Here is a 23,098-nt window from a genome sequence, read left to right on the forward strand (position 1 = left end):
CGACGCGATGGAAACACGGGCCAATCACGTCTGGGTCGGGGCCGTCACGCTGATCCTGCTGGCGGCGCTGGCCGCCTTCGTCCTCTGGATCGCGCGGCTGGGCGAGGGCGCGCAGAAGGAGTACGACATCTTCTTCAAGCAGTCGGTCGATGGCCTCGCGAAGGGGTCGGAGGTCGGTTACGCGGGCGTTCCCTCGGGGCAGGTCACGCAGATCGAGCTCTGGCCGCAGGACCCCAGCTTCGTGCGCGTGCGCGTCAAGGTGGACGAGAAGGTGCCGATCACCGTGGGCACCAGCGCGACGATCCAGGCCAGCTTCACCGGTGTGTCCGACATCCAGCTCGAGGGCGCGGTCAAGGGCGCGCCGCCGCTGACCGAGCCGGGGCCGGAAGGCGTGCCGGTGATCCCGACCAAGCGCGGCGGCTTCGGAGAGATCCTGTCCAACGCGCCGCTCCTGCTCGAACGGCTGGCGACGCTGACGGAAAACCTCAACCAGCTGCTCAGCGACGAGAACCGCCGCTCGATCACCGGCATCCTCGCGAACACCAACAAGATGACGCGCGACATCTCGGCCGCCACGCCCGAGCTGCGCGGCGCCATGGTCGAGCTGCGCGGCAGCCTCGCGCAGGCGACGCAGACGCTCGCCGCCTTCGAGGGCGTGGCCAACAAGGCGGACGACCTGCTGGGCAGCGAGGGCAACTCGCTGGCCGAGCAGCTTCGCCGCACGCTGGGCGCGGCGCAGAGGTCGATGGACCAGCTCGACCGCACGCTGCAGCACGCGCAGCCGGCGCTCGACCAGGTCTCGCAGCAGACCCTGCCCGCGGCCGAGGCGGCGATCCGCGACCTGCGGGCCACCAGCCGCGCGCTGCGCAGCGTGACCGAGAAGATCGACGAGCAAGGCGCGGGCGCGCTGCTCAAGGGCCAGAAGCTGCCGGACTACAAGCCATGAAGCGCAGCCGGGCCATGACGCGCAGCCGGGCCGTGACCGAGACGATGAAGGGAACCGCGATGAACCGCTTGCGCACGATCCGCCTCGCGCCGGCCCTCCTGGCCGCCGTCGCCGCACTGGCGCTGCCGGGCTGCGTCAGCATCGGCGGCAAGCCGCCCGAGCAGCTCCTCCGCCTCACTCCCGACGAGACTGCGCCCGCCGGTGCGACCGCCTCCGGGCAACTGACCGAGGCGATCGTCGTGCTCGACCTCGAGTCCGACCGCGGGCTCGACGTGCTGCGCGTGCCGGTCACCGTCGACCCCTCGCGCGTGGCCTACCTCAAGGACGCGCAGTGGATCGAGAAGCCCTCGCGCCAGTTCCGCTCGCTGCTGGCGGAGACGCTGCGCGCCCGCAGCGGGAAGCTGGTGGTCGAGGGCGGCGACTTCGAGGTCACCGGCAGGACGCTGATCGGCGGCAGGCTGCTGCAGATGGGCTTCGACGCGCAGCGCGGGGCCGTGGTCGTGCGCTTCGACGCGATCCGCAGCGAGCGCGGCACCCAGCCGTTGGAGACCCGGCGGTTCGAGGCGGTGGTGAACGGCATCGAACCCAAGCCCGAGGCGGTCGGCCCGGCGCTCAACCAGGCCGCCAACGATGTGGCCCGCCAGGTCGCGGACTGGCTGAAGCCCTGACGCGCCGTCCCGTTGGGGATTGCGCGCCCGATGAAAAGGGGGCGCGCACGAAAGTTCTGTCGCCGCTCTCCGGTGTGATCGCCCCGGGCGCCGCCAAGCTCCGGAAACCGCGGGGGAACGACCGTCTCCCGTTCCGGGCGATGTGGCCGGCGTGCAACAATGACGGTTATATTACAGCTACGGCCAAGCCCTTGGTTTGACCCCTGTTTCTTCACGGCTATGGGGCCCGTCCCCGCTGGCCTCCGGCTGCGGGAGAAGAAGAATTGCAGGAGCAATACCCATGAAGAAGTTCGCCCCGGTGCTCGTCGCCGCTGCCGCCGCCGGTCTGCTGGCCCTTCCGGCCTCCGCCCGAGCCCAGGCTTTCGTGCAGGCGGAGACCGGCCTCGACTCGATCTCGGTCGGCGGTGAATCGGACGAGGGGCTGAGCTACGGCGTGACCGCCGGCTACGACATGCCGCTGTCGAACGGCATGTTCGTCGGCATCCAGGGCACCGTCGCCGACAGCACCACGAAGGAGTGCGCGAGCGCCGGCACCGAGCGCGCCTGCGTCAAGACCGGTCGTGACCTCTCGGCCGTCGTTCGCCTCGGCACCGCGCTGAGCGAGACCAGCAAGCTCTACGTCCTGGGCGGCTACACCAACGCCCGCCTGCGCCTCACCTACACCGACGGTACCGACAGCTACAGCGAAGGCGCTAACGGCGACGGCTTCCGCGTCGGCGCCGGCTACCAGCAGGACCTGGGCCAGAACCTCTTCGTGAAGGCCGAGTACCGCTACTCCAACTACGAGAGCGACTTCAGCCGCCACAACGCGATCGTCGCGCTGGGCGCGAAGTTCTGATCGCACCGCACGTGACGGGCGCTTTCGGCGCCTGACGCGAGAAGACCCGCTCCGGCAAAGGCCGGGGCGGGTCTTCCTGTTTTCGGGCAAGCCGGCCGCGAGGGGGCGGGAACCGTCCTTGCTGCGCCGCGTCCTGCTCGGCGTGCTCAGCGGGCCAGTTCGGCCAGCCTCATCGCGAGCTTGAATGCTTCGAAGCGAGCGGCGCGGCGTTCCGCGGCCTCCCAGTCCTCGCCCCAGAGCTCGACCTGCCAGTCGGCCTCCAGCTCGGCGGCCTGCCACAAGGCCTCGGCATCGGCCCCGGGACGGATCGCCTCCAGGGCCACCACCAGCGAGGCGGCGAGGCTCGTCAGCATCTTGAGCGCGGCGAGATCGAACACGCTGCAGGCGTCGAGTTCCGCCTGCAGCCGCGCCAGCGTGGTCTCCGGCTGCGGCTTGTGCATCACGCCCGAGGTTCGCGCGAAGCGGACGCCCAGCCGCGCCTCGACCCGTTCCAGCAGCGGGTCCCACACCGCCGCCTGGCGCTTGTGCAGCGCCTCGTCGGGATCGGCGCGGTAGCAGAGCGTATCCGTGTCCGCGTAAGGCAGGAGCTCGGCGATCACGGCCTCGCGGTCCGGCGCCACCGCGTCGACGGCGAAGTCGACGATGTCGCGAAAGTGGAAGCCGGTGAGGTCGATCGTCTCGCCCTGGGCCGCCCACTCGGCAGCGAGCGCATCCGCCAGCGCGCGGGTCGGAACCACCTGCGCCCGGCCGCCGGCAGTCCGGATCGGCCGCCCGTCCAGGACCACGCGCCAGCCGCCTTCAACCGGCTCGACTGCCGCCTCCTTGTAAAACCGCTTCATCGCGGCGTCCGCCACTTGCGCACGAGCATGGGGGGGATCACGAACACGTCCACCAGCCCGTTCGCGATGAGCAGATAGGCGACCCAGGCAGGAGCGCCGGCCAGCAGGCGGTCGGATGCCATCAGCATGCCGACGATGACGAAGGCGACGCCGGCGATGCGCACGGCGTTGATCGTGGCGAAACGGGCCACGGCAGGGTCACGGTCGGTCACTTGAGAAGATGCTCCAGGAGTTGCGCGGGGGTTTCCACCACAACCTCGGCCCCGGCTTCGGTGAGCTCGCGCGGGTGGTGATAGCCCCAGTCGACGCCGATCGCGCGGACTTGCGCGCTCACCGCCATCTGCATGTCGTAGGCGGTGTCACCGATCATGACCGCCTCGCCCGGCGTCGCTCCTGCGTCTGCCAGTGCCTGGTCCAGCATGGCGGGGTGCGGCTTGGACGGGTGGCGGTCCGCCGTCTGCAGCGTCACGAAGAGGTCTGCGATGCCGTTCGCGGCGAGGCAGTGGCCCAGCCCCCGGTCCGACATGCCGGTCGCCACGCCCAGCGTCCAGCCCGCCCCGGCAAGCGCGCGCAGCGTCTCGGCGATGCCGGGGAACAGCGGCTGCGCCACGCGCCCCTGCTCGCGCGCGCTGCGGAACGAGACCTTGTAGGCCTCTGCCATGGCGTTCTGGCGCTCGGTATCCGAGCCGGGCAGCAGCGTCGCCATCGCCTGCGGCAGCGAGAGCCCGACCGCGCGCCGGATCGACCCGCGCGAGGGCGCCGGCAGGGCGAAGGCGGCGAAGGCCGCCTCCATCGCCTCGCAGATCGGCGCCTGGCCATCGACCAGGGTGCCGTCGCAGTCGAAGACCGCCAGTTTCACCGGCCGCGACCCCGCGGGGCACCGCCGGGCTTGCGGGCGCTGTTGCTGCCGGAGCCCGCGCGGGGGGCGCCGCCACCGGGACGTGCAGGCTTGCCGAACGGCTTGCCGCCGGGCTTCGCCTTGGTGCCCGCCTTGGTACCCGGCTTGCCCGCGGGCTTGCCCGGGCGCGTCTGGCCCGAGGGGCTGTCGCTGCGCTTGCGGCGCTCGCCCCGACGCTCCTTGCGGTACTCCTTGGCGTGAGCCTTGGCCGCGCGCTTCTTGTCTTCCTTGGTCTCGGGCGCCGGCTCGGGAAGCTGCGCGCCGTCGGCTTCGTCGAAGCCCAGGTTGGCCATCGAATTGGCGAAGTGCTCGGGCAGCGGGGCGGTCACGTCCAGCGGCGCGCCGTCGGGATGCTCGATGATGAGGCGGCGTGCGTGGAGGTGCATCTTGCGGCTGATCGTCCCGGACAGGAACGCCTCCTGCCCGCCGTACTTGCCGTCGCCGACGATCGGGTGCCCGATGGCGGCCATGTGGACGCGCAACTGGTGGGTGCGGCCGGTCAGCGGGTGCAGCTCGACCCAGGCGGCGCGGTTGCCGGCGCGATCGAGGACGCGATAGCGCGTGCGTGCCACCTGGCCGCCTTCCTCGTCCACGTGCATCTTCTCGCCGCCGGTGCCCGGCTGCTTGCCGATCGGCAGCTCGATCATGCCGTCGTTGATGCTGGGCACGCCGACCACCAACGCCCAGTAGATCTTGCGCGCCGAGCGACCCGAGAAGCGCTTGGAGAAGAAGGCCGCGCTTCCCGGCGTTCGAGCGATCAGCAGGACGCCGGAGGTGTCCTTGTCCAGCCGGTGGACCAGCCCTGGGCGGGGGCCCTTCTCGGCGAAGGCGTCGAGCAGGCCGTCGACGTGCTGCGTCATGCCCGAGCCGCCTTGCGTGGCGAGGCCCGGCGGCTTGTTGAGCACGATGGCGGCACGATCCTGCGTCAGCACCATCGAATCGGCGAGCGCGATCTCCTCCTCGGTCAGCTCGCGGCGCGGCCGCGCCCCGGGCGTGCCCGGCTTCTGCTCGCCCCCGGGCGGGACGCGCAGGATCTGTCCGGCCGCGAGCCGGGTGTCGACGTCGGCGCGCTTGCCGTCCACCCGGACCTGCCCGGTGCGCGCCCAGCGCGAGACCATGGCGAAGCCGACCTGCGGAAGGTGGCGCTTGAACCAGCGGTCGAGCCGGACGCCGTCGTCGTCGTGGCCGACGGTGAACTGGCGGACGGCGTCCGCGTTGCCCTTGATATGGTCCGCGCTCATGCCGCGCTCCGCATGACGAAGAGGCCCAGGAACAGGCTGGCGAAGCCCGCCAGCAGCGACAGCCCGGTGTAGAGCGCTGCCGTGCCGATCTCGCCGCGTTCCACCAGCATGGCGAAGTCGAGGCTGAACGAGGAGAACGTGGTGAAGCCGCCCAGCACGCCCACGGCGATGAGCAGGCGGGTCGCCTCGTGGGTTCCCGAGCGGGCGAGCCAGCCGGTCAGCAGGCCCATGGCGAGGCTTCCCGCCACGTTGACGGTGAGGGTGCCGTAAGGGAACAGGCCGGAGCGCACCGGCCCGAGCGCGGCGGTCCAGCCGCGGCCGACGAGAAAGCGCAGCCAGGAGCCGAACGCGCCGCCCAGGCTCACGTAGAGCGAGGCGGCAAGGAATGAAGGTTGAGGCATCGAGCCGCCTTAGCGGCGAATCGGCGCGAATCCAATCGCGGTGGGAGCGGCGCCTGCCGGCCGGGCGTTCTCGGCGGCGCGGCCCGCCTTGCGCCATGCGATTTCCCCGTTTGCGCTTGTCTTCAATCCACCACTTTGCTAACGGGCCGGCCATTCGAGCCACTAGTCGATTCTGACGGTGGCCTGTTTTGGCTCTTAAGATTCGTGGTTCACCCCGCCGGACCGGTGCGGGGTGGGCCTCATTCGCTTTTTGTGAGGTGTGTCGGTTTATGCAGATTCTCGTCCGCGACAACAACGTCGATCAGGCTCTTCGTGCGCTCAAGAAGAAGCTGCAGCGCGAAGGCGTCTACCGCGAGATGAAGCTGCGCCGTCACTACGAGAAGCCGTCCGAGAAGCGCGCCCGCGAAAAGGCGGCGGCCGTTCGCCGCGCCCGCAAGCTGGAGCGCAAGCGCGCGGAGCGCGACGGCGTCAAGTAAGCGCTGATTCCTGCGCATTTGCGCAGGGCACCTCGAAATCGCGGCTAGCGGCTTGAACGCCGCGCCGGGTTGAGCCATGAGGGCGCGGAATCTGCATTCCGCGCCCTTTGTGCATCCGCCGTCCGGGCGTCCCATTTTCCGAGTAGAGGCCAACAGACGATGACAGAGATCACCCGCGTCCCGCTCCAGCCGATCGCCAAGGGCGCTGTCACGAAGATCTGGCTCGGCGTGGCCGCGATCGCTCTTGCCGCCGGCGGCGTGGCCTACGCGGCGCTGCCGCCGAGCCCCACCGTCAAGACGCTGACCGCGGGGTCGGGCGAATCGCCGACGATGGAAGACGTGGTGCTGATCAACTACAAGGGCATGCTGGAGAACGGCACCGTCTTCGACCAGAACAAGAACTACCCGAACCCGGTGGCGCAGTTCGTGCCCGGCTTCTCGAAGGCGCTGATGAAGATGCAGCGCGGCGGCAAGTACGAGGTCGAGATCCCGTCCGAGCTGGCCTATGGCGCCACCCCGCCGGCCGGCTCGCCGATCCCGGCCAACGCCGATCTCAAGTTCGAGGTGGAGCTGGTGGACTTCAGGAGCCTGGCCGAGATCCAGCAGCAGCAGCGCATCCTGCAGCAGCTCCAGCAGATGCAGATGCAGCAGGGCGGTGTCCCGGGCGCGCCCGAGGCACCGGGCGCGATCCCGGGCCAGCCCTGATCGCCGCGATGACGCTTCGGCTCGCCGCCTTGCTGGCGCTCGGCCTGGCGCCGGCGGCGGCCTTCGGGCAGGAGGCGCCCGCACCGGCCGCCAGCGCCGCGCAGGTGCGCGTCGAGCCGATCACGCCCGGCACCGGCGGCAAGCCGCCCGAGCACGCCTACGTCCTCATCAACTACAAGGGCATGCTGCAGGACGGCACCGTCTTCGATCAGGCCGAGCGCATGCCCATGGCGCTGGACGAGGTGGTGCCCGGCTTCGCCCAGGGGCTGGTGCAGATGGAGCGCGGCGGCCGCTACCGCCTGACCATCCCGCCCGAGCTGGGCTATGGGGCCGAAGCCTCCGGCCCCATCCCGGCGAACTCAACGCTCGTCTTCGAGATCGACCTGCTCGAGTTCAAGACGGCGGAGGAGATCCGGGCGATGATGGCGCAGATGGAAGCGCAGGGGGCCGCGGCCCAACCGGCGCAGTAGGCGCGCCTCGGCTTGAAGCCGGGCGGCGCCGCTGCTAGCGGGGGCGCTTCGAATTCCCGCCGGCCGCGCCTGGATGCGGCGGCGCAAACCGTGAAGGAAAGCCATGTCGGTCGATACCGCAACCGTGGCGAAGATCGCCAGCCTCGCGCGCATCAAGGTGAGTGAGCAGGAGCTCGAGGCAATGGTGCCCGAGCTGAACGGCATCCTCGCCTGGGTCGAGCAACTCGGCGAAGTCGATGTGACCGGCGTCGAGCCGATGACTGCCGTCATCCCGAACACGCTGCGCCTGCGCGACGACGTGATCGACGCCGACCCGCTCACCGGCGGCAACCGGCGCGAGGCCGTGCTGGCCAATGCGCCCGCGGCGGAGCACGGGTTCTTCGGCGTACCCAAGGTGATCGAGTGATCCTGCGACGGGCTCGGGACAGGGCGCAGCCGCTCCGTCCCGAACCCCGTCGCGACGCAACCATTCCCCGCCCGTGCTGAGCGTATCGACGCACGGACCGCGCACAAGAGCTGGAACGCAGCATGACTGACATTACCGAACTCGGCGTAGCCGCCATCCGCGACGGCGTTGCCGGCGGGCAGTTCTCCGCCGTCGAAGTGGCAGAGGCGTTCAACGCCAATGTCGCCGCCGCGCAGGACGCGCTGAACGCCTTCATCATCGCCACGCCCGAGAAGGCGGTGGAGGCCGCGCAGGCGATCGACGCCAAGCGCGCGCGGGGCGAGGCGCTGGGCAAGATGGGCGGCGTGCCGATCGGCATGAAGGACCTGTTCGCCACCTTCGACGTGCAGACCACCGCTGCCAGCCACATGCTCGAAGGCTTCAAGCCGCAGTACGAATCGACCGTCTCGCAGAAGCTGTGGGATGCCGGCGCGGGCATGCTGGGCAAGCTCAACCTCGACCAGTTCGCCATGGGCTCGTCGAACGAGACCAGCCACTTCGGCAACGTGATCTCGCCCTGGAAGCGCAAGGACGGCGGCAACGCCCCGCTGGCGCCGGGCGGCTCCTCGGGCGGCTCGTCGGCCGCGCTGGCCGCGCGGCTGTGCCCGGCGGCGACCGGGACCGACACCGGCGGCTCGATCCGCCAGCCCGCCGCCTTCACCGGCACCACCGGCATCAAGCCGACCTACGGGCGTTGCTCGCGCTGGGGCATCGTCGCCTTCGCCAGCTCGCTCGACCAGGCGGGGCCGATGGCGCGCTCGGTGCAGGACTGCGCCATCATGCTCGAGGCGATGGCCGGCTTCGACCCCAAGGATTCGACCAGCCTCGACCTCCCGGTGCCGAACTGGGAAGCCTCGCTGTCCGGCGACATGAAGGGCAAGAAGGTCGGCATCCCCAGGGAATACCGCGTCGACGGCCTGGATGAAGACGTGTCGAATTCGTGGGACCAGGGCATCGCCTGGCTGAAGGATGCAGGCGCCGAGATCGTCGAGATCTCGCTGCCGCACACCAAGTACGCGCTGCCGACCTACTACATCATCGCTCCGGCCGAAGCCTCGTCCAACCTCGCACGCTATGACGGCGTGCGCTACGGCCTGCGCGACCTGCCCGATGGCGCCAACCTCCAGGAGATGTACGCCGCGACCCGCGCCGCCGGTTTCGGGCCCGAGGTCAAGCGCCGCATCCTGATCGGCACCTACGTGCTCTCGGCCGGCTTCTACGACGCCTACTACACGCAGGCCCAGAAGGTGCGCGCGCTGATCGCGCAGGACTTCGCGCATGCCTTCGAGCAGTGCGACGTGATCCTCGCGCCCACCGCGCCCTCGGCCGCCTTCGGCCTGGGCGAGAACGTCGACGATCCGCTGAAGATGTACCTCAACGACGTCTTCGCGGTGCCGGCCTCGCTCGCGGGACTTCCCGCGATGTCGGTCCCGGCCGGCCTCAACCGCGAGGGGCTGCCGCTGGGCCTCCAGGTCATCGGCAAGGCCTTCGACGAACAGGGCGTGCTGAACGCCGGTCTCGCGCTCGAACAGCGGGCGCAGTTCGCGGCCAAGCCGGAGAAGTGGTGGTAAAATTCGCTTGAAATGCTACTTTGATGGCATTGGAGGCAGACGATGAACGCGCATGCTAAGGTCGAGACCGGCATGATGACCAGTGAGGGACAGGTGCTGATCCCCAAGGCCATGCGCGAGGCCTGTGGCCTGCTTCCGGGGCAGCCTTACAGCGTGGCCTTAGACGCCGAGGGGCGCATCGTCATCTCCGCGGCCACTCTCAGCCCCGAGGACGTCGCGAGGCGCAAGCGGCAGATCGACGAAGCGCTCCACGCGGTCTCGGGCAAGTATCCGTTCGGCAAGAGCACGGATGAGATCATGCGTGAGCTGCGGGGCGATGACTGGCCGTGATCCTTGTCGATTCGTGCGTGCTCATCGACGTCTTCAATGCCGACCCGCAGTGGAGCGAGTGGTCGCGGGGCCAGCTTGGCCGCGCAGCCTTCGGAACCTACCTGTTCGTCAATCCGGTCGTGGTAGGCGAAGTCGGATGGCAACTGGAGAGCTATGATGCGTTCCACGCCGTGCTCACCGCGCTGCTGATCGCGGTCGAGCCGCTCGAAGCGGCGGCCGGGCATGCGGCTGGAATGGCATATCAAAGCTACCTGAGCCGCAGCCATGGCAATCCGCCGAAATTGCCGCTCCCCGATTTCTTCATCGGCGCGCATGCGCAACATGTTGGGGCGACAATCCTGACGCGTGACCGTAAGCGCTTCCGCACCTATTTCCCCGATGTTCCGCTTATCACGCCAGAGACACAGCCATGACTGAATCAACCTATCGCATCCAGGGCGCCACCGGTGACTGGGAGGTCGTGATCGGCCTCGAGGTCCATGCGCAGGTCACCTCGAACTCCAAGCTGTTCTCCGGCTCGGCGACGGCCTTCGGCGCCGAGCCGAACAGCCAGGTCTCGCTGATCGACGCGGCGATGCCGGGCATGCTGCCGGTGCCGAACCGCGAATGCATCCGCCAGGCGGTGCGCACCGGCATGGCGATCGAGGCGCAGATCAACAAGTGGTCGCGCTTCGACCGCAAGAACTACTTCTACGCCGATCTTCCGCAGGGCTACCAGATCAGCCAGCTCTACCACCCGCTGGTCGGTGAGGGCTCGCTGACCATCGAGGCGGACGAGAAGGCAGGCATCCCGGCCGACAAGGTGATCGGCATCGAACGCATCCACGTCGAGCAGGACGCGGGCAAGCTGATGCACGACCAGCATCCGACGATGTCCTACGTGGACCTCAACCGTTCCGGCGTGGCGCTGATGGAGATCGTCAGCCGCCCCGACATGACTTCGCCTGCCGAGGCCGGTGCCTACCTGTCGAAGCTGCGCACGATCCTGCGCTACGTCGGCTCGTGCGACGGCAACATGGACCAGGGCTCGATGCGGGCCGACGTCAACGTCTCGGTGCGTCGCCCCGGCGAGGGCCTCGGAACCCGTACCGAGACCAAGAACGTCAATTCAGTGCGCTTCGTCATGCAGGCGATCGAGCACGAGGCGAGCCGACAGGTCGACGTGCTGGAGAGCGGCGGCAAGATCGTGCAGGAAACGCGCCTGTTCGACCCGAACAGCGGCTCCACGCGCTCGATGCGCTCGAAGGAAGATGCGCACGACTACCGCTACTTCCCCGATCCCGACCTGCTGCCGCTGGAACTGGACGACGCCTTCCTCGAGGAATGCCGTGCCTCGCTGCCGGAACTGCCCGACGCCAAGCGCGCGCGCTACGTGGGCGAGCTCGGCCTGTCGGCCTACAATGCCGCCGTGCTGACCGCCGACGTCGACACCGCCCGGTGGTTCGAGGCGCTGTTGGCCGAGACCGCGCTGGCGCAGGACAAGCAGCCGGCGGACGTTGCCAAGCAGGCGGCGAACTGGCTCATCTCCGAGTTCTTCGGGGCGCTGAACAAGCTGGGCAAGTCGCTCGACGACAGCCCGATCAGCCACGAGCAGGCCGCCGAGCTGCTGGCGCTGGTCGGCAAGGGCACGATCTCGGGCTCGATCGCCAAGCAGGTCCTCGAAACGATGTTCGAAACCGGCGACGCCGCCGGCGTCATCGTCGAGCGCGAGGGGTTGAAGCAGGAGTCGGACACCGGTGCCATCGAGGCCAAGGTCGACGAGATCCTCGCCGCGAACGCCGACAAGGTGGAGCAGTACCGCGGCGGCAAGGTGGCGCTGTTCGGGTTCTTCGTTGGCCAGACGATGAAGGCGATGCAGGGCAAGGCCAACCCGCAGGTGGTTAACGAGATCCTCAAGGCCAGGCTGGGCTGAGGCCGCGCAGCGCCGGCGCAGGACCGCCGGTGGGGCGCGGGAAGCCGCGCCTCGCCCGCTAACCCTGTATCCCGCGAGCCACTCAGGCGAAGGTTAATGCTGCCGCGGCAACAATAGGCTTGTCTTGGCTGCCCCGAGTGTTAACGATCCATCCAGGAAGGCCCTTGGGACTTTCCCGGAATTTCGCGCCGCGTACCGCTCAGGCGCGCGCCGACAGAGATCAGGCAGCCGCGCCGTCGGCCTCGGGCTGCCGCCAAAGCTCACCTGGGGGGGTGAGGGAGCCCGGTACTGCGCCCCAGTGCGCGCGGTGCCGGGCTTTCCCTCAGGAGCGGTCAGGCCGACCGACGCGTTCCCGTCAGTTCCATGCTGCCGAACATTCCGGCCTTGATGGTTCCGGTGATACGCTCGCCGTCCACCTGGGCGGTACAGTCCAGGTCCATGGGCATGGGCGAAGTCATCTTCATCTTCCAGCTCAGCGTCTGCCCGCTGATCCGGCCGTCCCGGATGTCCATGGCCCCGAGGTCGCCGGTGATGTTGCCGGTGAAGGCATCTCCCTCGGGAACGACCGTCAGCACGCCCTTCTGCTTGCCCAGCGGGGTGTTGGTCACGCAGTCGTAAGTTCCTGCCAGCGACATTCGCAATTTCTCCTCGTTCGTTCGTCTCGGTGGCGGCCGCGTGGCCGCTTACTCGCCCGTGCCGGCGGTATCGCTCGGCGCGGGGCGCACCTCTATCGGCAAACCCAGGCCCTGGAGCTGCGGTTCCACCATCTTGCGGTCGCCCACCACGATCCAGGTGAGATCGCCCGGCTGCAGGTACTGCGCGGCGGATGCCCCGATCCGGGTGGCATTGATCCCGCGATAGGTCTGGGCCAGCCGGACATAGTAGTCTTCCGGACGACCCAGCCGTTCATTGCTGACGATCGCGCGGAGCACCGCGCCGTTGGTCTCGAACTGGTTCGGGAGCGCGCGAATGGCCCCCTCGGTGACGCGCTGGTACTCCTCGGCCGAAACCGGCTGGCGGTTCGGCAGGGCGGACATGTCCTGGATGATGGCGCGGATGGAATCGCCGGTCCGGTCCGCCTGCACCGGCGCCATGACCTGCACCACGCGCGGTCCGGTGGCGCGGCTGACGCCCGAATGGACGCCGTAGCTCCAGCCCTTGTCCTCGCGGATGTCCAAGTTGAGGCGCGACAGGAAGCCGTTGCCGACCACGTCGTTGGCCAGCATCAGCGGCTCGTCGCCGGGCGTGCGGCCGGTCAGCGGCAGGATCCTGCCGGCCAGGATCACCGATTGCGGCGAGTTGGGGCGGTCGATCAGGACGATGCGTGCCGCCGGCTTCGGCGTGGGAGTGTCGAGCGGCTTGACCGGCTTGGCCGCCGCCGGCGCGCGCCAGTCCCCCAGCGCTTGCTCCAGGAGGGGCTTGAGCTGGTCCATGGTGACGTCGCCCACCACCGTGATGCGGGCCAGGTCGGGCCGGAGCCACTTCGCATGCGCGGCTCGCAGCGTCTCGGGGGTCATCGCCGCGAGCGAGGCGGCGGTGCCGAGCCCGTCCGCCGGCTGGGCATAGGGATGGTTGCCGAAGAGCTCGCCGCCCAGCGTGCGTGCCGCGAGCGCCGCGGGGGTGGACTGCGCCTGTGCCAGCTCGGCCTGGGCCTGGCCACGGGCACGGTCGAAATCGGGGGCGGCGAACGCCGGGTGTAGCAGGAGGTCGGCCGTCAGCGCCAGCGTCGGGGCAAGGTTGGCGCTGAGGGCACTCACGGTCACGCTGCTGGTGTCGAGCGTGGCGCCGGTGTCGATCGATGCGCCCAGCCGCTCCTGCGCCTCCGCGATCTGCGTGGCGTTGCGGGTGCGGGTGCCTTCCTCCAGCATCGCCAGCATCAGCCCCTGCGTGCCCGGGGTGTCGAGCGCATCGGCGGCATAGCCGGCGTCGAAGTCGATCGAGAGCACGAGCTTGGGCACGGCGGTGCGCCGGGCGAGCACGACCGGGATGCCGTTCGAGAGCGTGGTGCGTTCGATGGCGGGGAATACGAGGCCGGCGACCGGGGCCACCGGCGGCGCGGAGCGCTTGGGCGCGGGCGCCAGCTTGGGCGGCGTGTCGCGCGCATCGGGCGCCGGAGCGGAGGTCGCGTCCTCGTCGCCCCAGCCGCCCATCTGGGCACCGTCCTCGGTCCGGGGCCCGGGCACGACGGCCAGCTTGTAGGCCGGGCGCCCCAGCCACTTCTGCACCGCCGCGCGGACGCGCTCGGGCGTGAGGGCGGCGATCGCCTGGAGGTCGGCCTTGTACTTGGTGGGATCGCCCGAATAGACCTGACCCTCGGCCAACGTCGCGCCCTTGCCGGAGAAGCCGCCGACGCGCTCCAGCCCGTCGATCTCGCCCGAAAGCATGCTGACCACGGCGCGGCGCACTTCGTCTTCGCTCGGGCCCTGCGCCACGAAGTCCGCGAGCACCTTGTCGAAGGCCGCTTCGGCGCTGGTGCGGACGACGCCGGGCTTCACGTCCATGGTGGCGTCGAGGATGCTCACCTGCTCGTGTACCTGTGCGGAAACGGTGACGGCGACCGCCAGCTGCTGTCCGCGCACCAGGGCGTTGTCGAGGCGCGAGCTGGCGAGGCCGCCGAGGATGTGCATGCCGATGCGCAGGGCCGGGGCGTCGGCATCGTTCAATCCGGGGCCGCTCCAGGACCTGCTGAGGCGCATCACCGGGACCTGGTCGGCCATTTCGCGGGACACCGGTGCCGCCAGCGTCACCGGCGCCGCGGCCACCGGAGCGACCTCGGGGCCGCGGGAAATGGCGCCGAACCACTTCTCCACCTTGGGGCGCGCGGTGGCCGCGTCGATGTCGCCCGAGAGCACTAACACCACGTTGTTGGGCCCGTAATGGTCCGCAAACCATGTGCGCACGTCGCCCAGGCTGGCCGCGTCGAGATCGGCCATCGAGCCGATCGTGGAATGCCGGTAAGGGTGCCCGACCGGGAAAAGCCCTTCGCTCACCGCATAGTCGGTCAGGCCATAGGGCTGGTTGTCGCCCTGCCGCTTCTCGTTCTGGACGACCCCCCGCTGCTTGTCGAGCTTGTCCTGGGTCACCGCCGGCAGCAGCGCCCCCATCCGGTCGCTCTCCATGAACAGCGCCAGGTCCAGCGCACCGGTCGGCACCGTCTCGACATAGTTGGTGCGGTCGTACCAGGTCGAGCCGTTGGTCGGCGTCGATCCTGCGCCTTCGAGCGGGATGTCGAAGTTGGGCACGTTGGCCGAACCCCCGAAGAACAGGTGCTCGTAGAGGTGGGCGAAGCCGGTCTTGCCGCGGGGTTCGTTCTTGGACCCGACCTTGTAGTAGAGCGTCACGCCCACCACCGGCGCCTTGCGATCGGTGTGGACGATCGTGGTCAGCCCGTTGGGCAGGACGAACTTCTCGAACGGGATGTCGACCTTGGCGACCAGTTCCTGCGGCGAGGCCGCGGCCGGGGCAGGCGGCGTGGCGGGTTCAGCCGCCGCCCCGGGAGCGCCGATGGGCGCCGTCGTAGCGCAGGCAGAGAGGGAAAGGGCGGCGGCGAGCGCCACAAGGCTCGACAGGGAAACGGATCGCATGGCCAAGAGGTTAGCAGCTTGTCCCGCGAGAGCCAGAGGCAAACGCGGGAGCGGTTCCATCGCCCCGTGACGCCACCCCGGCGGCGCGACCCGCCTCTACGGCAGCGCCGCGTGCTTCGCCGGCCTCAGCCCCGCTTGAAGATCTGGCCGGAATCGAACATCGAGATGCGCCATTCCCCTTCCTGGTCGCGGCGGCATTCCATCCGCACGTCGGCGACCGCCAGGGGATCGCAGTACTTGTCGAAGGGACCGTCTCCCTGCGCCGCGAAGAACACCAGCAGGTAGCCGACGCTGGCCTGATCCGGGCCGTCGAAGCTGACGCGCAGCGAGGTGATGATGTGGCGCATGGTCATCAGGCCGGCGCCGGCCCGCATCGCCTCCGCACGACCCTGATAGAAGGCTTCCACCGCCTTCAGCCCTTCGCGCCACTGCCCCCCGACGTTGTAGCGTACATCCTCGGTCAGGCAGTCGGCCTCGCGCATCGACAGGCCGTTGTTGATGTCGAGCTCGTCGCCCCACTCGTAGATCACCTGCTTGACCGCGAGGACGTCCGCCGCCTGCTGGGGAGTGAATTTCGCCATGTGCCTCTTCCCTTGACTTGTCGGGCGGGAGGCTAGGGGATGCCACAAGCCCCGGCCACACCCTGATGCGGGCCTCGGGATTTTACCGCCTCCGCGAAGCACCTCTGGCATTTCGGCCGTGCACGCCCATCTTTGCTCGGGCTGCGCCCGGCACTTGTGTTGCAGATAGGCAACACCATATTCCCGAGGTCAGGAGGCAAGACGTACCCATGAATCTCGAAAAGTTCACCGACCGCGCCAAGGGGTTTCTGCAGGCGGCCCAGACCGTCGCGATCCGCCTGAACCATCAGCGCATCAGCCCCGAGCACGTCCTGAAGGCGCTGCTCGACGATCCCGAAGGCATGGCAGCCGGGCTCATCCAGCGTGCCGGCGGCAACCCCGTCTTCGCCGTGCAGGAACTCGACAGGGCACTGGCCAAGCTACCAGCCGTCTCGGGCAGCGGAGCGCAGGGTGCGCCGGGGCTCGACAACGATGCGGTGCGCGTCCTGGACGCCGCGGAGCAGGCCGCGGGCAAGTCGGGCGACAGCTTCGTTACGGTCGAGCGGCTGCTTCTCGCGCTGGCGCTGGCGACCACCACGCCCGCGGGGCAGGCGCTCAAGGCTGCCAACGTCACGCCCCAAGCGCTGGAAGCGGCGATCACCGAGCTGCGCGGCGGCCGCACCGCGGACAGCGCCGGGGCCGAGAATGCCTACGACGCGATGAAGAAGTATGCCCGCGACCTGACCCAGGCCGCGAAGGACGGCAAGCTCGACCCGGTCATCGGCCGTGACGAGGAGATCCGCCGCACGGTGCAGATCCTGGCGCGCCGCACCAAGAACAATCCCGTGCTCATCGGCGATCCTGGCGTCGGCAAGACTGCCATCGCCGAAGGGCTGGCGCTGCGCATCGCCAACGGCGATGTGCCCGACAGCCTCAAGGACCGCCAGCTGATGGCGCTCGACATGGGCGCGCTGATCGCGGGCGCCAAGTACCGTGGCGAGTTCGAGGAGCGCCTGAAGTCCGTGCTCGACGAGGTGAAGGGCGCGGAAGGACAGATCATCCTGTTCATCGACGAGATGCACACGCTGATCGGCGCGGGCGCCTCGGAAGGGTCGATGGACGCCGGCAACCTGCTCAAGCCAGCCCTGGCGCGCGGAGAACTGCACTGCATCGGCGCGACCACGCTCGATGAATACCAGAAGTACGTGGAGAAGGACGCCGCCCTGCAGCGCCGTTTCCAGCCCGTCTTCGTGGGCGAGCCGACGGTGGAGGACACGATTTCCATCCTGCGCGGCCTGAAGGAAAAGTACGAGCTGCACCACGGCGTGCGCATCACCGACGGTGCCATCGTGGCGGCGGCGACGCTGTCCAACCGCTACATCACCAACCGCTTCCTGCCCGACAAGGCGATCGACCTCATGGACGAGGCCGCGAGCCGCATCCGCATGGAGGTGGAGTCCAAGCCCGAGGAGATCGAGAAGCTCGACCGGCGCATCATCCAGCTTAAGATCGAGGAGATGGCGCTCGGCAAGGAGACCGACGAGGCTTCCAAGGACCGCCTCGCCACGTTGCGCGGCGAACTGGCGAACCTGGAGCAGCAGTCGAGCGAGCTGACCACCCGCTGGCAGAACGAGCGCGACAAGATCGCCGCCGAGGGCAAGCTGAAGGAGCAGCTCGACGCCGCCCGCATCGAACTGGACCAGGCGCAGCGCGCAGGCGACTACGCGCGGGCGGGCGAGCTGTCCTACAGCACGATCCCGAACCTGGAGCGCCAACTCGCCGACGCGCAGGCTTCGGCCGGCAACGCCCTCCTGCGGGAGGAAGTGACCGAGGATGATATTGCCGGCGTCGTCAGTCGCTGGACCGGTGTTCCGGTGGACAAGATGCTGGAAGGCGAGCGCGAGAAGCTCCTCAAGATGGAGGAAGTCCTCGGTGCGCGGGTCATCGGGCAGAAGGATGCCGTGGCGGCCGTCTCCAAGGCCGTGCGGCGCGCGCGGGCGGGGCTGCAGGACCCGAACCGGCCGCTCGGCTCGTTCCTGTTCCTCGGCCCCACGGGCGTCGGCAAGACCGAGCTCACCAAGGCGCTCGCCGGCTTTCTGTTCGACGACGACACCGCGATGGTGCGCATCGACATGTCGGAGTTCATGGAAAAGCATGCGGTCGCCCGCCTGATCGGCGCGCCTCCGGGCTACGTGGGCTACGAGGAAGGGGGCGTGCTGACCGAAGCCGTGCGGCGCCGGCCCTACCAGGTCGTGCTGTTCGACGAGGTGGAGAAAGCGCACTCCGACGTCTTCAACGTGCTGCTGCAGGTGCTCGACGATGGGCGGCTGACCGATGGGCAGGGCCGGGTGGTGGACTTCACCAATACCCTCATCATCCTGACCAGCAATCTCGGCAGCCAGTACCTGACCCAGCTGGACGAAGGCCAGGACGTCGACACGGTCGAGCCGCAGGTGATGGAAGTGGTGCGCGGGCATTTCCGGCCGGAGTTCCTGAACCGCCTGGACGAGATCGTGCTGTTTCACCGCCTCGGCCAGGAGCACATGGGGCCGATCGTCGAAATTCAGGTGGCGCGGGTCCAGAAGCTGCTGAGGGATCGCAAGATCGTGCTCGACCTGACCGATGCCGCCAAGCGCTGGCTCGGCCGCGTGGGTTACGATCCCGTCTACGGCGCTCGGCCGCTCAAGCGGGCGGTCCAGCGCTACCTGCAGGACCCGCTTGCCGAAAAGCTGCTCGCCGGCGAAGTGCCCGACGGCTCGATCGTCCATATCGAGGACGGCGATGGCGCCCTGGCGATGATGGTCAGGTGAGGCGCAAACTGCGGCAACGAGGAGGCCGGCGGGGAGACCCGCCGGCCTTTTTCTTGGCCGGACGCCCATGATGAGCAGGCGAAAAAAAAGGGGTGGTCTCCGAAGAGACCACCCCGATTTTTCTGCCTGGTGGCGGAACGACTTTAGAAGTCGACCCGGGCACCGATGCGGAAGTAGCGGCCGATGATGTTCGGCGCCGCGAAGGCAGGGTTGTAGTTGTAGATGCCGTAGGCGGCGTTCACGTCCACGGGCGCCTTGATGTCGAACACGTTCAGCGCGTTCAAGTAGACCGACAGGTTGTCGTTGATCTTCTGGTTGATCGCCAGGTCGACGTTCCAGATGTCCTTGGTCTTGCACTGCACCGGGGTGCCGTCCTCGTACGAGATCAGGCCGAGTTCGACGTTGCCGACGCAGTCGTCCGGATCCATGCCATAGTCGATCTGCGCGGTGTTGACGCCCTTGGTGTAGTACGCGGTCAGAGTGACCGAGGTGTCCTTGTACACCAGGGTGTTCTGCCAGGTACCGCGCCACTTCGGCGCGCCCGAGCACGACGTGATGTTGCACGGGCTGAGCGTGCCGTCGTAGCGCAGGGTGCCATCTTCGGTCTTCAGCTTGTACTTCAGCGTGTAGGACGCGTCGAGCTGGCTGATGAACTTGAGATCAGGCGTCAGATCGTAGTCGGTGTTGATCGCGAAGTCGATGCCGCTGACGGTCTGCGAACCGGCGTTCTGGTACGGCGTCTGGATGAAGCCGAGACGCGGCAGAGCGGTGGGATTCGCGTCATCCGGCGTGCCCGGAACCACGACCGTGTTGGGCAGGTCCACAACGCCGTTGTTGCTGTAATAAGCGTCGACGTAGGGCTGGATGCTGGTGACACCGGTGATCAGGTTCTTGATCTTGATGCGCCAGAAGTCGACGCTGAACGACACGTTGCGGATCGGCTCGAACACCACGCCAGCGGTGAACGAAGTCGACTTCTCGGGCTTCAGCGAGGGGTTGCCGGTCTGCGTCAGGCCGATGCTGTAGGTGCCCTGGGTGTAGCTGCCCTGGCTGCCGTCCGGGTTGGCGTGCGCGGCGCAGAAGGCAACGTAGACGTCGCAGTTGATGCTCTGGTTGCCGAGGTAGCCGGTGGTCGGCAGGCCGAACGCTTCGTTGAAGCTCGGGATGCGGAAGCCCTTCGAGAAGGTACCACGCAGCACGACTTCGTCGACCGGCGTCGCCTTGATGCCGAGCTTGGGCGAGAAGTTCTCCTGGCCGGTGGAGTACTTGTCGTAACGACCCGAAGCGGTCAGCTCGAGCTGCTCGACGACCGGCGCCTGCAGTTCGAAGAAGGCCGACTTCACGTTACGCGAGCCCTCCGCGCCCACTGCGTTGATCGAGTAGTAGCGATCGAACGGGTTGGCATCGTTGGCCGGGTTGGCCGAAGGCGCATCGATCGACTCCTTGCGATAGGCAAGGCCAACGGCCGCCTGCAGCGGGCCGCCGGGGAGCTGCATCAGGTCCTTTGCGAGGGTGCCCTGCACCTGCCACAGCTTCGACACCGAGACGTTGCGGCTGGTGGGGGCAATGTAGTCCCACACATCCTGCGAGTTGGCGGTGGGGTCGACGAAGTTGAAGGCGCCGGTGGCGGCCACGTCGGCGACGCGGTTGGGAATGATGTAGTTGGACTGGGTGCGCTTCAGGCGGACTTCCGAAGCCGTGAAGTTCACGCCGTAGCGCCAGTCGTCGCCGAACGAACCGTCGATACCGGCCACGCCGCGCAGCGCACGGGTGTTGGTCTCGTCCGTGCGCGGGAAGGGCGAGCGCAGCAGGACCTGGGCACGCTGGCCGAGGGCTGCGTACGGGTTGTTCGGGTTGAGCGTGCCGTTGGCGGCGGTACAACCGGTGTTGAGGCCGTTCAGCGTACCCTGGCCGGCGGCGCAGACGTAGACTGGAAGCAGCACGTTGAACGCAGTCGGCTGGACCTGACCAGGCGTGGCGGCCGGCGTGCCGTTGAGGCCGAGCGGCGTGAGCGACGCGAAGGTCTTGGTCTTGTAGTAGGTGCCCATCGCGTAGAACTGGGCGCGGTCACCGAGGTTGACCGTCGCACGGCCGGTCAGGCCGTAGCGCTCGATGTCCGGCTGGAGCATCTGGTAGTCGCGCTGGTAGTCGACTTCGCAGACGCCGGCCAGCGGAGAGGTCGTGCCGGTGGTGTTCGTGTTCACCGGGTAGTCGAGGCAGCCGGCCGTGGGGTTCAGGTAGCTGAAGCGGCCCGAGCCGACGCTGGCGCCGGCGGCGACCGGACGGACGAGCGAGACGTTGGGCACCGCGAACAGGCCGTTGTAGACGCCCGATTCAGGCGTGTAGCCGTTCCAGTTGTGGTTCCCCATGCAGCTGCCCGCATCGTTGCAGATGCCGGTCAGGTCGGTCGAGTTGTAGGGGTAGCCGCGGTCGCGTGCCCAGAGAGCGTCCTGCTTCTGGTATTCGCCCGAAAGGTAGACGTTGAAGCCCTGGTCGGCCAGGTCGCCATAGCCGACGGTCAGGTCGACGCGCTGCTCGGCATTGTCACCGCGGTCGGAGATGCCCAACGAGCCGTTCGCGTGGACGCCCTGGATTTCCTTCTTGGTGATGATGTTCACGACGCCCGCGATGGCATCGGCGCCGTAGGTCGACGAAGCGCCGTCCTTCAGGACTTCGACCTTCTCGATGATCGCGTTGGGGATCGAGTTCAGGTCGACGAAGTTACGCTGGCCGTCGTCGGCGAGCGGGTAGGGAGCAAGGCGCAGACCGTCGACGATCGACAGGGTGTTCTGCACCGTCAGGCCGCGCAGCGACGGAGCGGTCGCGCCGGCGGCGAAGTTCGAACCGGTGTTCCAGCCGCTGGAGATGGTGCCGGCGCCGTTGGCGCTCAGGCGCTGAAGGGCCTCGGAAGCGGTGTTGATGCCGCGCTGCTGCAGGCTTTCCGACGACAGCACGGTCACCGGCGAGGCGGTTTCCCGATCCGTCTGACGCAGCAGCGAGCCGGTGACGATGATGACGCCTTCGTCGCTGGCTTCGTCAGCTGCCTGGGGGGTGGCGTCCTGCGCATAGGCGGTGCCGCAGAGCAGCGCGAATGCCGTAAGGCTAGTCGCGCCGCACAGCGCGGCCTTCTGGATGGTTGTTTTCACTTTTGTGTCCCTTGTTGCTTCGTGCACGCCCAGGGAGCGTGACCAGACCCTGGAGGTGACCCGTTGCCGGCGCAGGAGTGATTTGCGGCACTCCAATGCCATGAGGCAGAGTTGTTGCCGCAGCCGGACGGCCTTTCAATCGCATTCGCCGCATCACACAAAAAGCCTTGCGGGCTGTTGCATGGCTGCAACAGCGAACCGCCGCCTCGCCGCTCCGCACCACCGTGGGCTCCGGATTCTCATGTGTTGGTCTGAACAACAGACCTGTTGCAAATTCACATGATCAATTCGCTTTCTTGCGTGTCGTATCGCTCCGGTGAAATGCTGTTGCGCAGTTGCGGGAAGGATGCAGCAACCGATTGACCCGCTCGCGCGGGCCACTTAACCGACTGATTAAATCAGCCGGCCAAAATGCTCTTCCCCCTCCTCGCGGAACGGCAGACGGCGCTGCAAGGAAAGGGATTTGTGATGAAGCTTGACAGCACTGTGGCGGCGGTGGTGACCGGCGCGGCGTCCGGGCTGGGTGCGGCCACGGCTCGCGCGCTTGCGGCCAAGGGCGTGAAGGTCGCGATCTTCGATCTCAACGCCGAGGCGGGCGAGGCGCTCGCGGCCGAGATCGGGGGCGTGTTCTGCGCGGTGAACGTGACCGAGGAGGCGAGCGTGGTCGCTGGCTTCGAGAAGGCGCGGGACGCCCACGGCCAGGAGCGGGTCCTCGTCAACTGCGCCGGCATCGCTCCTGCCGCCAAGACGGTCGGCAAGAACCGCGAGACGGGCGAGCCGCGGGCGCACGACATGGCGCTGTTCGAGAAGGCGATCGCCATCAACCTCGTCGGGACGTTCCGCTGTATCAGCAAGTCGGCGGCGGGCATGGCGACGCTGGAGCCGTTGGACGATTCCGGCTCGCGCGGGGCGATCGTCAGCACCGCCTCGGTCGCGGCGCAGGACGGCCAGATCGGCCAGGCGGCTTACGCGGCGTCCAAGGGGGGTGTCCTGGCAATGACCCTGCCGGTGGCGCGCGACCTGATGAGCGATGGCATCCGTGTGAACACGATCCTGCCCGGCATCTTCGAGACGCCGATGATGGCCGGCATGCCGCAGCAGGTGCAGGATGCGCTGGCGGCGATGGTGCCGTTCCCCAAGCGCCTGGGCAAGCCCGAGGAATACGCCAAGCTCGCCCTGTTCATGATCGAGCACGACTACCTCAACGGCGAGTCGATCCGCCTCGACGGCGCCATCCGGATGGGGCCCAAGTAGCAGC

General features: G+C 68.3%; 22 protein-coding genes. 13 read left to right on the forward strand and 9 right to left on the reverse strand.

Annotated elements, in window-relative coordinates; genetic code table 11:
• The first annotated feature begins 7 nt into the window (after window positions 1-7).
• The 3 genes from ACFFJC_RS08370 (at window position 8) to ACFFJC_RS08380 (ending at window position 2,452) form a co-directional block, all read left to right on the forward strand.
• Complete coding sequence (locus ACFFJC_RS08370) at window positions 8-946, forward strand: MlaD family protein (RefSeq protein WP_379487033.1); 939 nt, start codon at window positions 8-10, stop codon at window positions 944-946.
• A gap of 59 nt (window positions 947-1,005) precedes the next feature.
• Window positions 1,006-1,614: an ABC-type transport auxiliary lipoprotein family protein gene (locus ACFFJC_RS08375; RefSeq protein WP_379487214.1), complete on the forward strand. Its 609-nt coding sequence runs from the start codon at window positions 1,006-1,008 to the stop codon at window positions 1,612-1,614.
• Window positions 1,615-1,894: 280 nt separating this feature from the next.
• A complete protein-coding gene (locus ACFFJC_RS08380) occupies window positions 1,895-2,452 on the forward strand; it encodes an outer membrane protein (protein ID WP_379487034.1) in 558 nt (185 codons plus the stop codon).
• Between the two features lie 146 nt (window positions 2,453-2,598).
• Here the strand turns inward: ACFFJC_RS08380 and ACFFJC_RS08385 are convergent, their stop codons facing one another.
• Genes ACFFJC_RS08385 through crcB form a run of 5 tightly spaced genes read right to left on the reverse strand, consistent with a single transcriptional unit; the run spans window position 2,599 to window position 5,831 of the window.
• A complete protein-coding gene (locus ACFFJC_RS08385) occupies window positions 2,599-3,291 on the reverse strand; it encodes an ATP12 family chaperone protein (RefSeq protein ID WP_379487035.1) in 693 nt (230 codons plus the stop codon).
• Window positions 3,288-3,503: a hypothetical protein gene (locus ACFFJC_RS08390; protein WP_379487036.1), complete on the reverse strand. Its 216-nt coding sequence runs from the start codon at window positions 3,501-3,503 to the stop codon at window positions 3,288-3,290. The genes ACFFJC_RS08385 and ACFFJC_RS08390 overlap by 4 nt, the downstream gene beginning before the upstream one ends.
• A complete protein-coding gene (locus ACFFJC_RS08395) occupies window positions 3,500-4,150 on the reverse strand; it encodes an HAD-IA family hydrolase (protein WP_379487037.1) in 651 nt (216 codons plus the stop codon). The genes ACFFJC_RS08390 and ACFFJC_RS08395 overlap by 4 nt, the downstream gene beginning before the upstream one ends.
• Window positions 4,147-5,430: an RluA family pseudouridine synthase gene (locus ACFFJC_RS08400; RefSeq protein ID WP_379487038.1), complete on the reverse strand. Its 1,284-nt coding sequence runs from the start codon at window positions 5,428-5,430 to the stop codon at window positions 4,147-4,149. The genes ACFFJC_RS08395 and ACFFJC_RS08400 overlap by 4 nt, the downstream gene beginning before the upstream one ends.
• Window positions 5,427-5,831, reverse strand: coding sequence for a fluoride efflux transporter CrcB (gene crcB / locus ACFFJC_RS08405; protein WP_379487039.1), 405 nt, complete (start codon window positions 5,829-5,831; stop codon window positions 5,427-5,429). The genes ACFFJC_RS08400 and crcB overlap by 4 nt, the downstream gene beginning before the upstream one ends.
• 269 nt (window positions 5,832-6,100) lie before the next feature.
• Between crcB and rpsU the strand changes: the two genes are divergently transcribed.
• From rpsU to gatB, 8 genes are all read left to right on the forward strand, one after another.
• A complete protein-coding gene (gene rpsU / locus ACFFJC_RS08410; protein ID WP_379487040.1) occupies window positions 6,101-6,307 on the forward strand; it encodes a 30S ribosomal protein S21 in 207 nt (68 codons plus the stop codon).
• 159 nt (window positions 6,308-6,466) lie between these two features.
• Window positions 6,467-7,012 carry an FKBP-type peptidyl-prolyl cis-trans isomerase gene (locus tag ACFFJC_RS08415; protein WP_379487041.1) on the forward strand — a complete coding sequence of 182 codons (546 nt, stop codon included), beginning with the start codon at window positions 6,467-6,469 and terminating at the stop codon, window positions 7,010-7,012.
• 8 nt (window positions 7,013-7,020) lie between these two features.
• Window positions 7,021-7,482, forward strand: a complete 462-nt coding sequence (locus tag ACFFJC_RS08420) for an FKBP-type peptidyl-prolyl cis-trans isomerase (RefSeq protein ID WP_379487042.1) — start codon at window positions 7,021-7,023, stop codon at window positions 7,480-7,482.
• Between the two features lie 103 nt (window positions 7,483-7,585).
• A complete protein-coding gene (gatC, locus tag ACFFJC_RS08425; RefSeq protein ID WP_379487043.1) occupies window positions 7,586-7,888 on the forward strand; it encodes an Asp-tRNA(Asn)/Glu-tRNA(Gln) amidotransferase subunit GatC in 303 nt (100 codons plus the stop codon).
• Between the two features lie 122 nt (window positions 7,889-8,010).
• Window positions 8,011-9,498: an Asp-tRNA(Asn)/Glu-tRNA(Gln) amidotransferase subunit GatA gene (gatA, locus tag ACFFJC_RS08430; RefSeq protein ID WP_379487044.1), complete on the forward strand. Its 1,488-nt coding sequence runs from the start codon at window positions 8,011-8,013 to the stop codon at window positions 9,496-9,498.
• A gap of 42 nt (window positions 9,499-9,540) precedes the next feature.
• Window positions 9,541-9,828, forward strand: coding sequence for an AbrB/MazE/SpoVT family DNA-binding domain-containing protein (locus ACFFJC_RS08435; RefSeq protein WP_379487045.1), 288 nt, complete (start codon window positions 9,541-9,543; stop codon window positions 9,826-9,828).
• A complete protein-coding gene (locus ACFFJC_RS08440) occupies window positions 9,825-10,241 on the forward strand; it encodes a type II toxin-antitoxin system VapC family toxin (RefSeq protein WP_379487046.1) in 417 nt (138 codons plus the stop codon). The genes ACFFJC_RS08435 and ACFFJC_RS08440 overlap by 4 nt, the downstream gene beginning before the upstream one ends.
• On the forward strand, window positions 10,238-11,740 hold the full coding sequence (gene gatB, locus ACFFJC_RS08445) for an Asp-tRNA(Asn)/Glu-tRNA(Gln) amidotransferase subunit GatB (protein WP_379487047.1): 1,503 nt from the start codon (window positions 10,238-10,240) through the stop codon (window positions 11,738-11,740). Before ACFFJC_RS08440 ends, gatB begins: the two co-directional genes overlap by 4 nt.
• Before the next feature lie 332 nt (window positions 11,741-12,072).
• On the opposite strand, the gene ACFFJC_RS08450 is transcribed toward gatB, so the two are convergent.
• The 3 genes from ACFFJC_RS08450 to ACFFJC_RS08460 form a co-directional block, all read right to left on the reverse strand.
• On the reverse strand, window positions 12,073-12,375 hold the full coding sequence (locus tag ACFFJC_RS08450; protein WP_379487048.1) for a hypothetical protein: 303 nt from the start codon (window positions 12,373-12,375) through the stop codon (window positions 12,073-12,075).
• A 48-nt stretch (window positions 12,376-12,423) separates the two neighbouring features.
• Entirely contained in the window at window positions 12,424-15,324 is a 2,901-nt protein-coding gene (locus ACFFJC_RS08455) for a M16 family metallopeptidase (protein WP_379487049.1), read from the reverse strand.
• Between the two features lie 125 nt (window positions 15,325-15,449).
• The gene (locus ACFFJC_RS08460; RefSeq protein WP_379487050.1) at window positions 15,450-15,905 is read right to left on the reverse strand and encodes a nuclear transport factor 2 family protein; all 456 of its coding nucleotides are present in this window, start codon (window positions 15,903-15,905) and stop codon (window positions 15,450-15,452) included.
• 209 nt (window positions 15,906-16,114) lie between these two features.
• On the opposite strand from ACFFJC_RS08460, the gene clpB reads away from it, so the two are divergent.
• Window positions 16,115-18,694 carry an ATP-dependent chaperone ClpB gene (gene clpB, locus ACFFJC_RS08465; RefSeq protein ID WP_379487051.1) on the forward strand — a complete coding sequence of 860 codons (2,580 nt, stop codon included), beginning with the start codon at window positions 16,115-16,117 and terminating at the stop codon, window positions 18,692-18,694.
• A 143-nt stretch (window positions 18,695-18,837) separates the two neighbouring features.
• Here clpB and ACFFJC_RS08470 read toward each other — a convergent pair whose 3' ends face one another.
• A complete protein-coding gene (locus tag ACFFJC_RS08470) occupies window positions 18,838-21,840 on the reverse strand; it encodes a TonB-dependent receptor plug domain-containing protein (RefSeq protein ID WP_379487052.1) in 3,003 nt (1,000 codons plus the stop codon).
• A gap of 468 nt (window positions 21,841-22,308) precedes the next feature.
• On the opposite strand from ACFFJC_RS08470, the gene ACFFJC_RS08475 reads away from it, so the two are divergent.
• A complete protein-coding gene (locus ACFFJC_RS08475) occupies window positions 22,309-23,094 on the forward strand; it encodes an SDR family oxidoreductase (protein ID WP_379487053.1) in 786 nt (261 codons plus the stop codon).
• The last annotated feature ends 4 nt before the right edge of the window (window positions 23,095-23,098 follow it).

The sequence above is a fragment of the Novosphingobium soli genome (assembly GCF_042432915.1).
GTDB classification, from domain to species: domain Bacteria; phylum Pseudomonadota; class Alphaproteobacteria; order Sphingomonadales; family Sphingomonadaceae; genus Novosphingobium; species Novosphingobium soli.

Excerpts from the sequence above, each read along its gene's own strand:
- ACFFJC_RS08400 (WP_379487038.1), bottom strand. The coding sequence starts at position 5,430 with ATGAGCGCGGACCATATCAAGGGCAACGCGGACGCCGTCCGCCAGTTC.
- ACFFJC_RS08435 (WP_379487045.1), top strand. The coding sequence starts at position 9,541 with ATGAACGCGCATGCTAAGGTCGAGACCGGCATGATGACCAGTGAGGGA.
- ACFFJC_RS08420 (WP_379487042.1), top strand. The coding sequence starts at position 7,021 with ATGACGCTTCGGCTCGCCGCCTTGCTGGCGCTCGGCCTGGCGCCGGCG.
- ACFFJC_RS08475 (WP_379487053.1), top strand. The coding sequence starts at position 22,309 with ATGAAGCTTGACAGCACTGTGGCGGCGGTGGTGACCGGCGCGGCGTCC.
- ACFFJC_RS08460 (WP_379487050.1), bottom strand. The coding sequence starts at position 15,905 with ATGGCGAAATTCACTCCCCAGCAGGCGGCGGACGTCCTCGCGGTCAAG.
- ACFFJC_RS08380 (WP_379487034.1), top strand. The coding sequence starts at position 1,895 with ATGAAGAAGTTCGCCCCGGTGCTCGTCGCCGCTGCCGCCGCCGGTCTG.
- clpB (WP_379487051.1), top strand. The coding sequence starts at position 16,115 with ATGAATCTCGAAAAGTTCACCGACCGCGCCAAGGGGTTTCTGCAGGCG.
- ACFFJC_RS08370 (WP_379487033.1), top strand. The coding sequence starts at position 8 with ATGGAAACACGGGCCAATCACGTCTGGGTCGGGGCCGTCACGCTGATC.
- ACFFJC_RS08450 (WP_379487048.1), bottom strand. The coding sequence starts at position 12,375 with ATGTCGCTGGCAGGAACTTACGACTGCGTGACCAACACCCCGCTGGGC.
- gatC (WP_379487043.1), top strand. The coding sequence starts at position 7,586 with ATGTCGGTCGATACCGCAACCGTGGCGAAGATCGCCAGCCTCGCGCGC.
- ACFFJC_RS08385 (WP_379487035.1), bottom strand. The coding sequence starts at position 3,291 with ATGAAGCGGTTTTACAAGGAGGCGGCAGTCGAGCCGGTTGAAGGCGGC.
- gatB (WP_379487047.1), top strand. The coding sequence starts at position 10,238 with ATGACTGAATCAACCTATCGCATCCAGGGCGCCACCGGTGACTGGGAG.
- gatA (WP_379487044.1), top strand. The coding sequence starts at position 8,011 with ATGACTGACATTACCGAACTCGGCGTAGCCGCCATCCGCGACGGCGTT.
- crcB (WP_379487039.1), bottom strand. The coding sequence starts at position 5,831 with ATGCCTCAACCTTCATTCCTTGCCGCCTCGCTCTACGTGAGCCTGGGC.
- ACFFJC_RS08455 (WP_379487049.1), bottom strand. The coding sequence starts at position 15,324 with ATGCGATCCGTTTCCCTGTCGAGCCTTGTGGCGCTCGCCGCCGCCCTT.
- rpsU (WP_379487040.1), top strand. The coding sequence starts at position 6,101 with ATGCAGATTCTCGTCCGCGACAACAACGTCGATCAGGCTCTTCGTGCG.
- ACFFJC_RS08415 (WP_379487041.1), top strand. The coding sequence starts at position 6,467 with ATGACAGAGATCACCCGCGTCCCGCTCCAGCCGATCGCCAAGGGCGCT.
- ACFFJC_RS08375 (WP_379487214.1), top strand. The coding sequence starts at position 1,006 with ATGAACCGCTTGCGCACGATCCGCCTCGCGCCGGCCCTCCTGGCCGCC.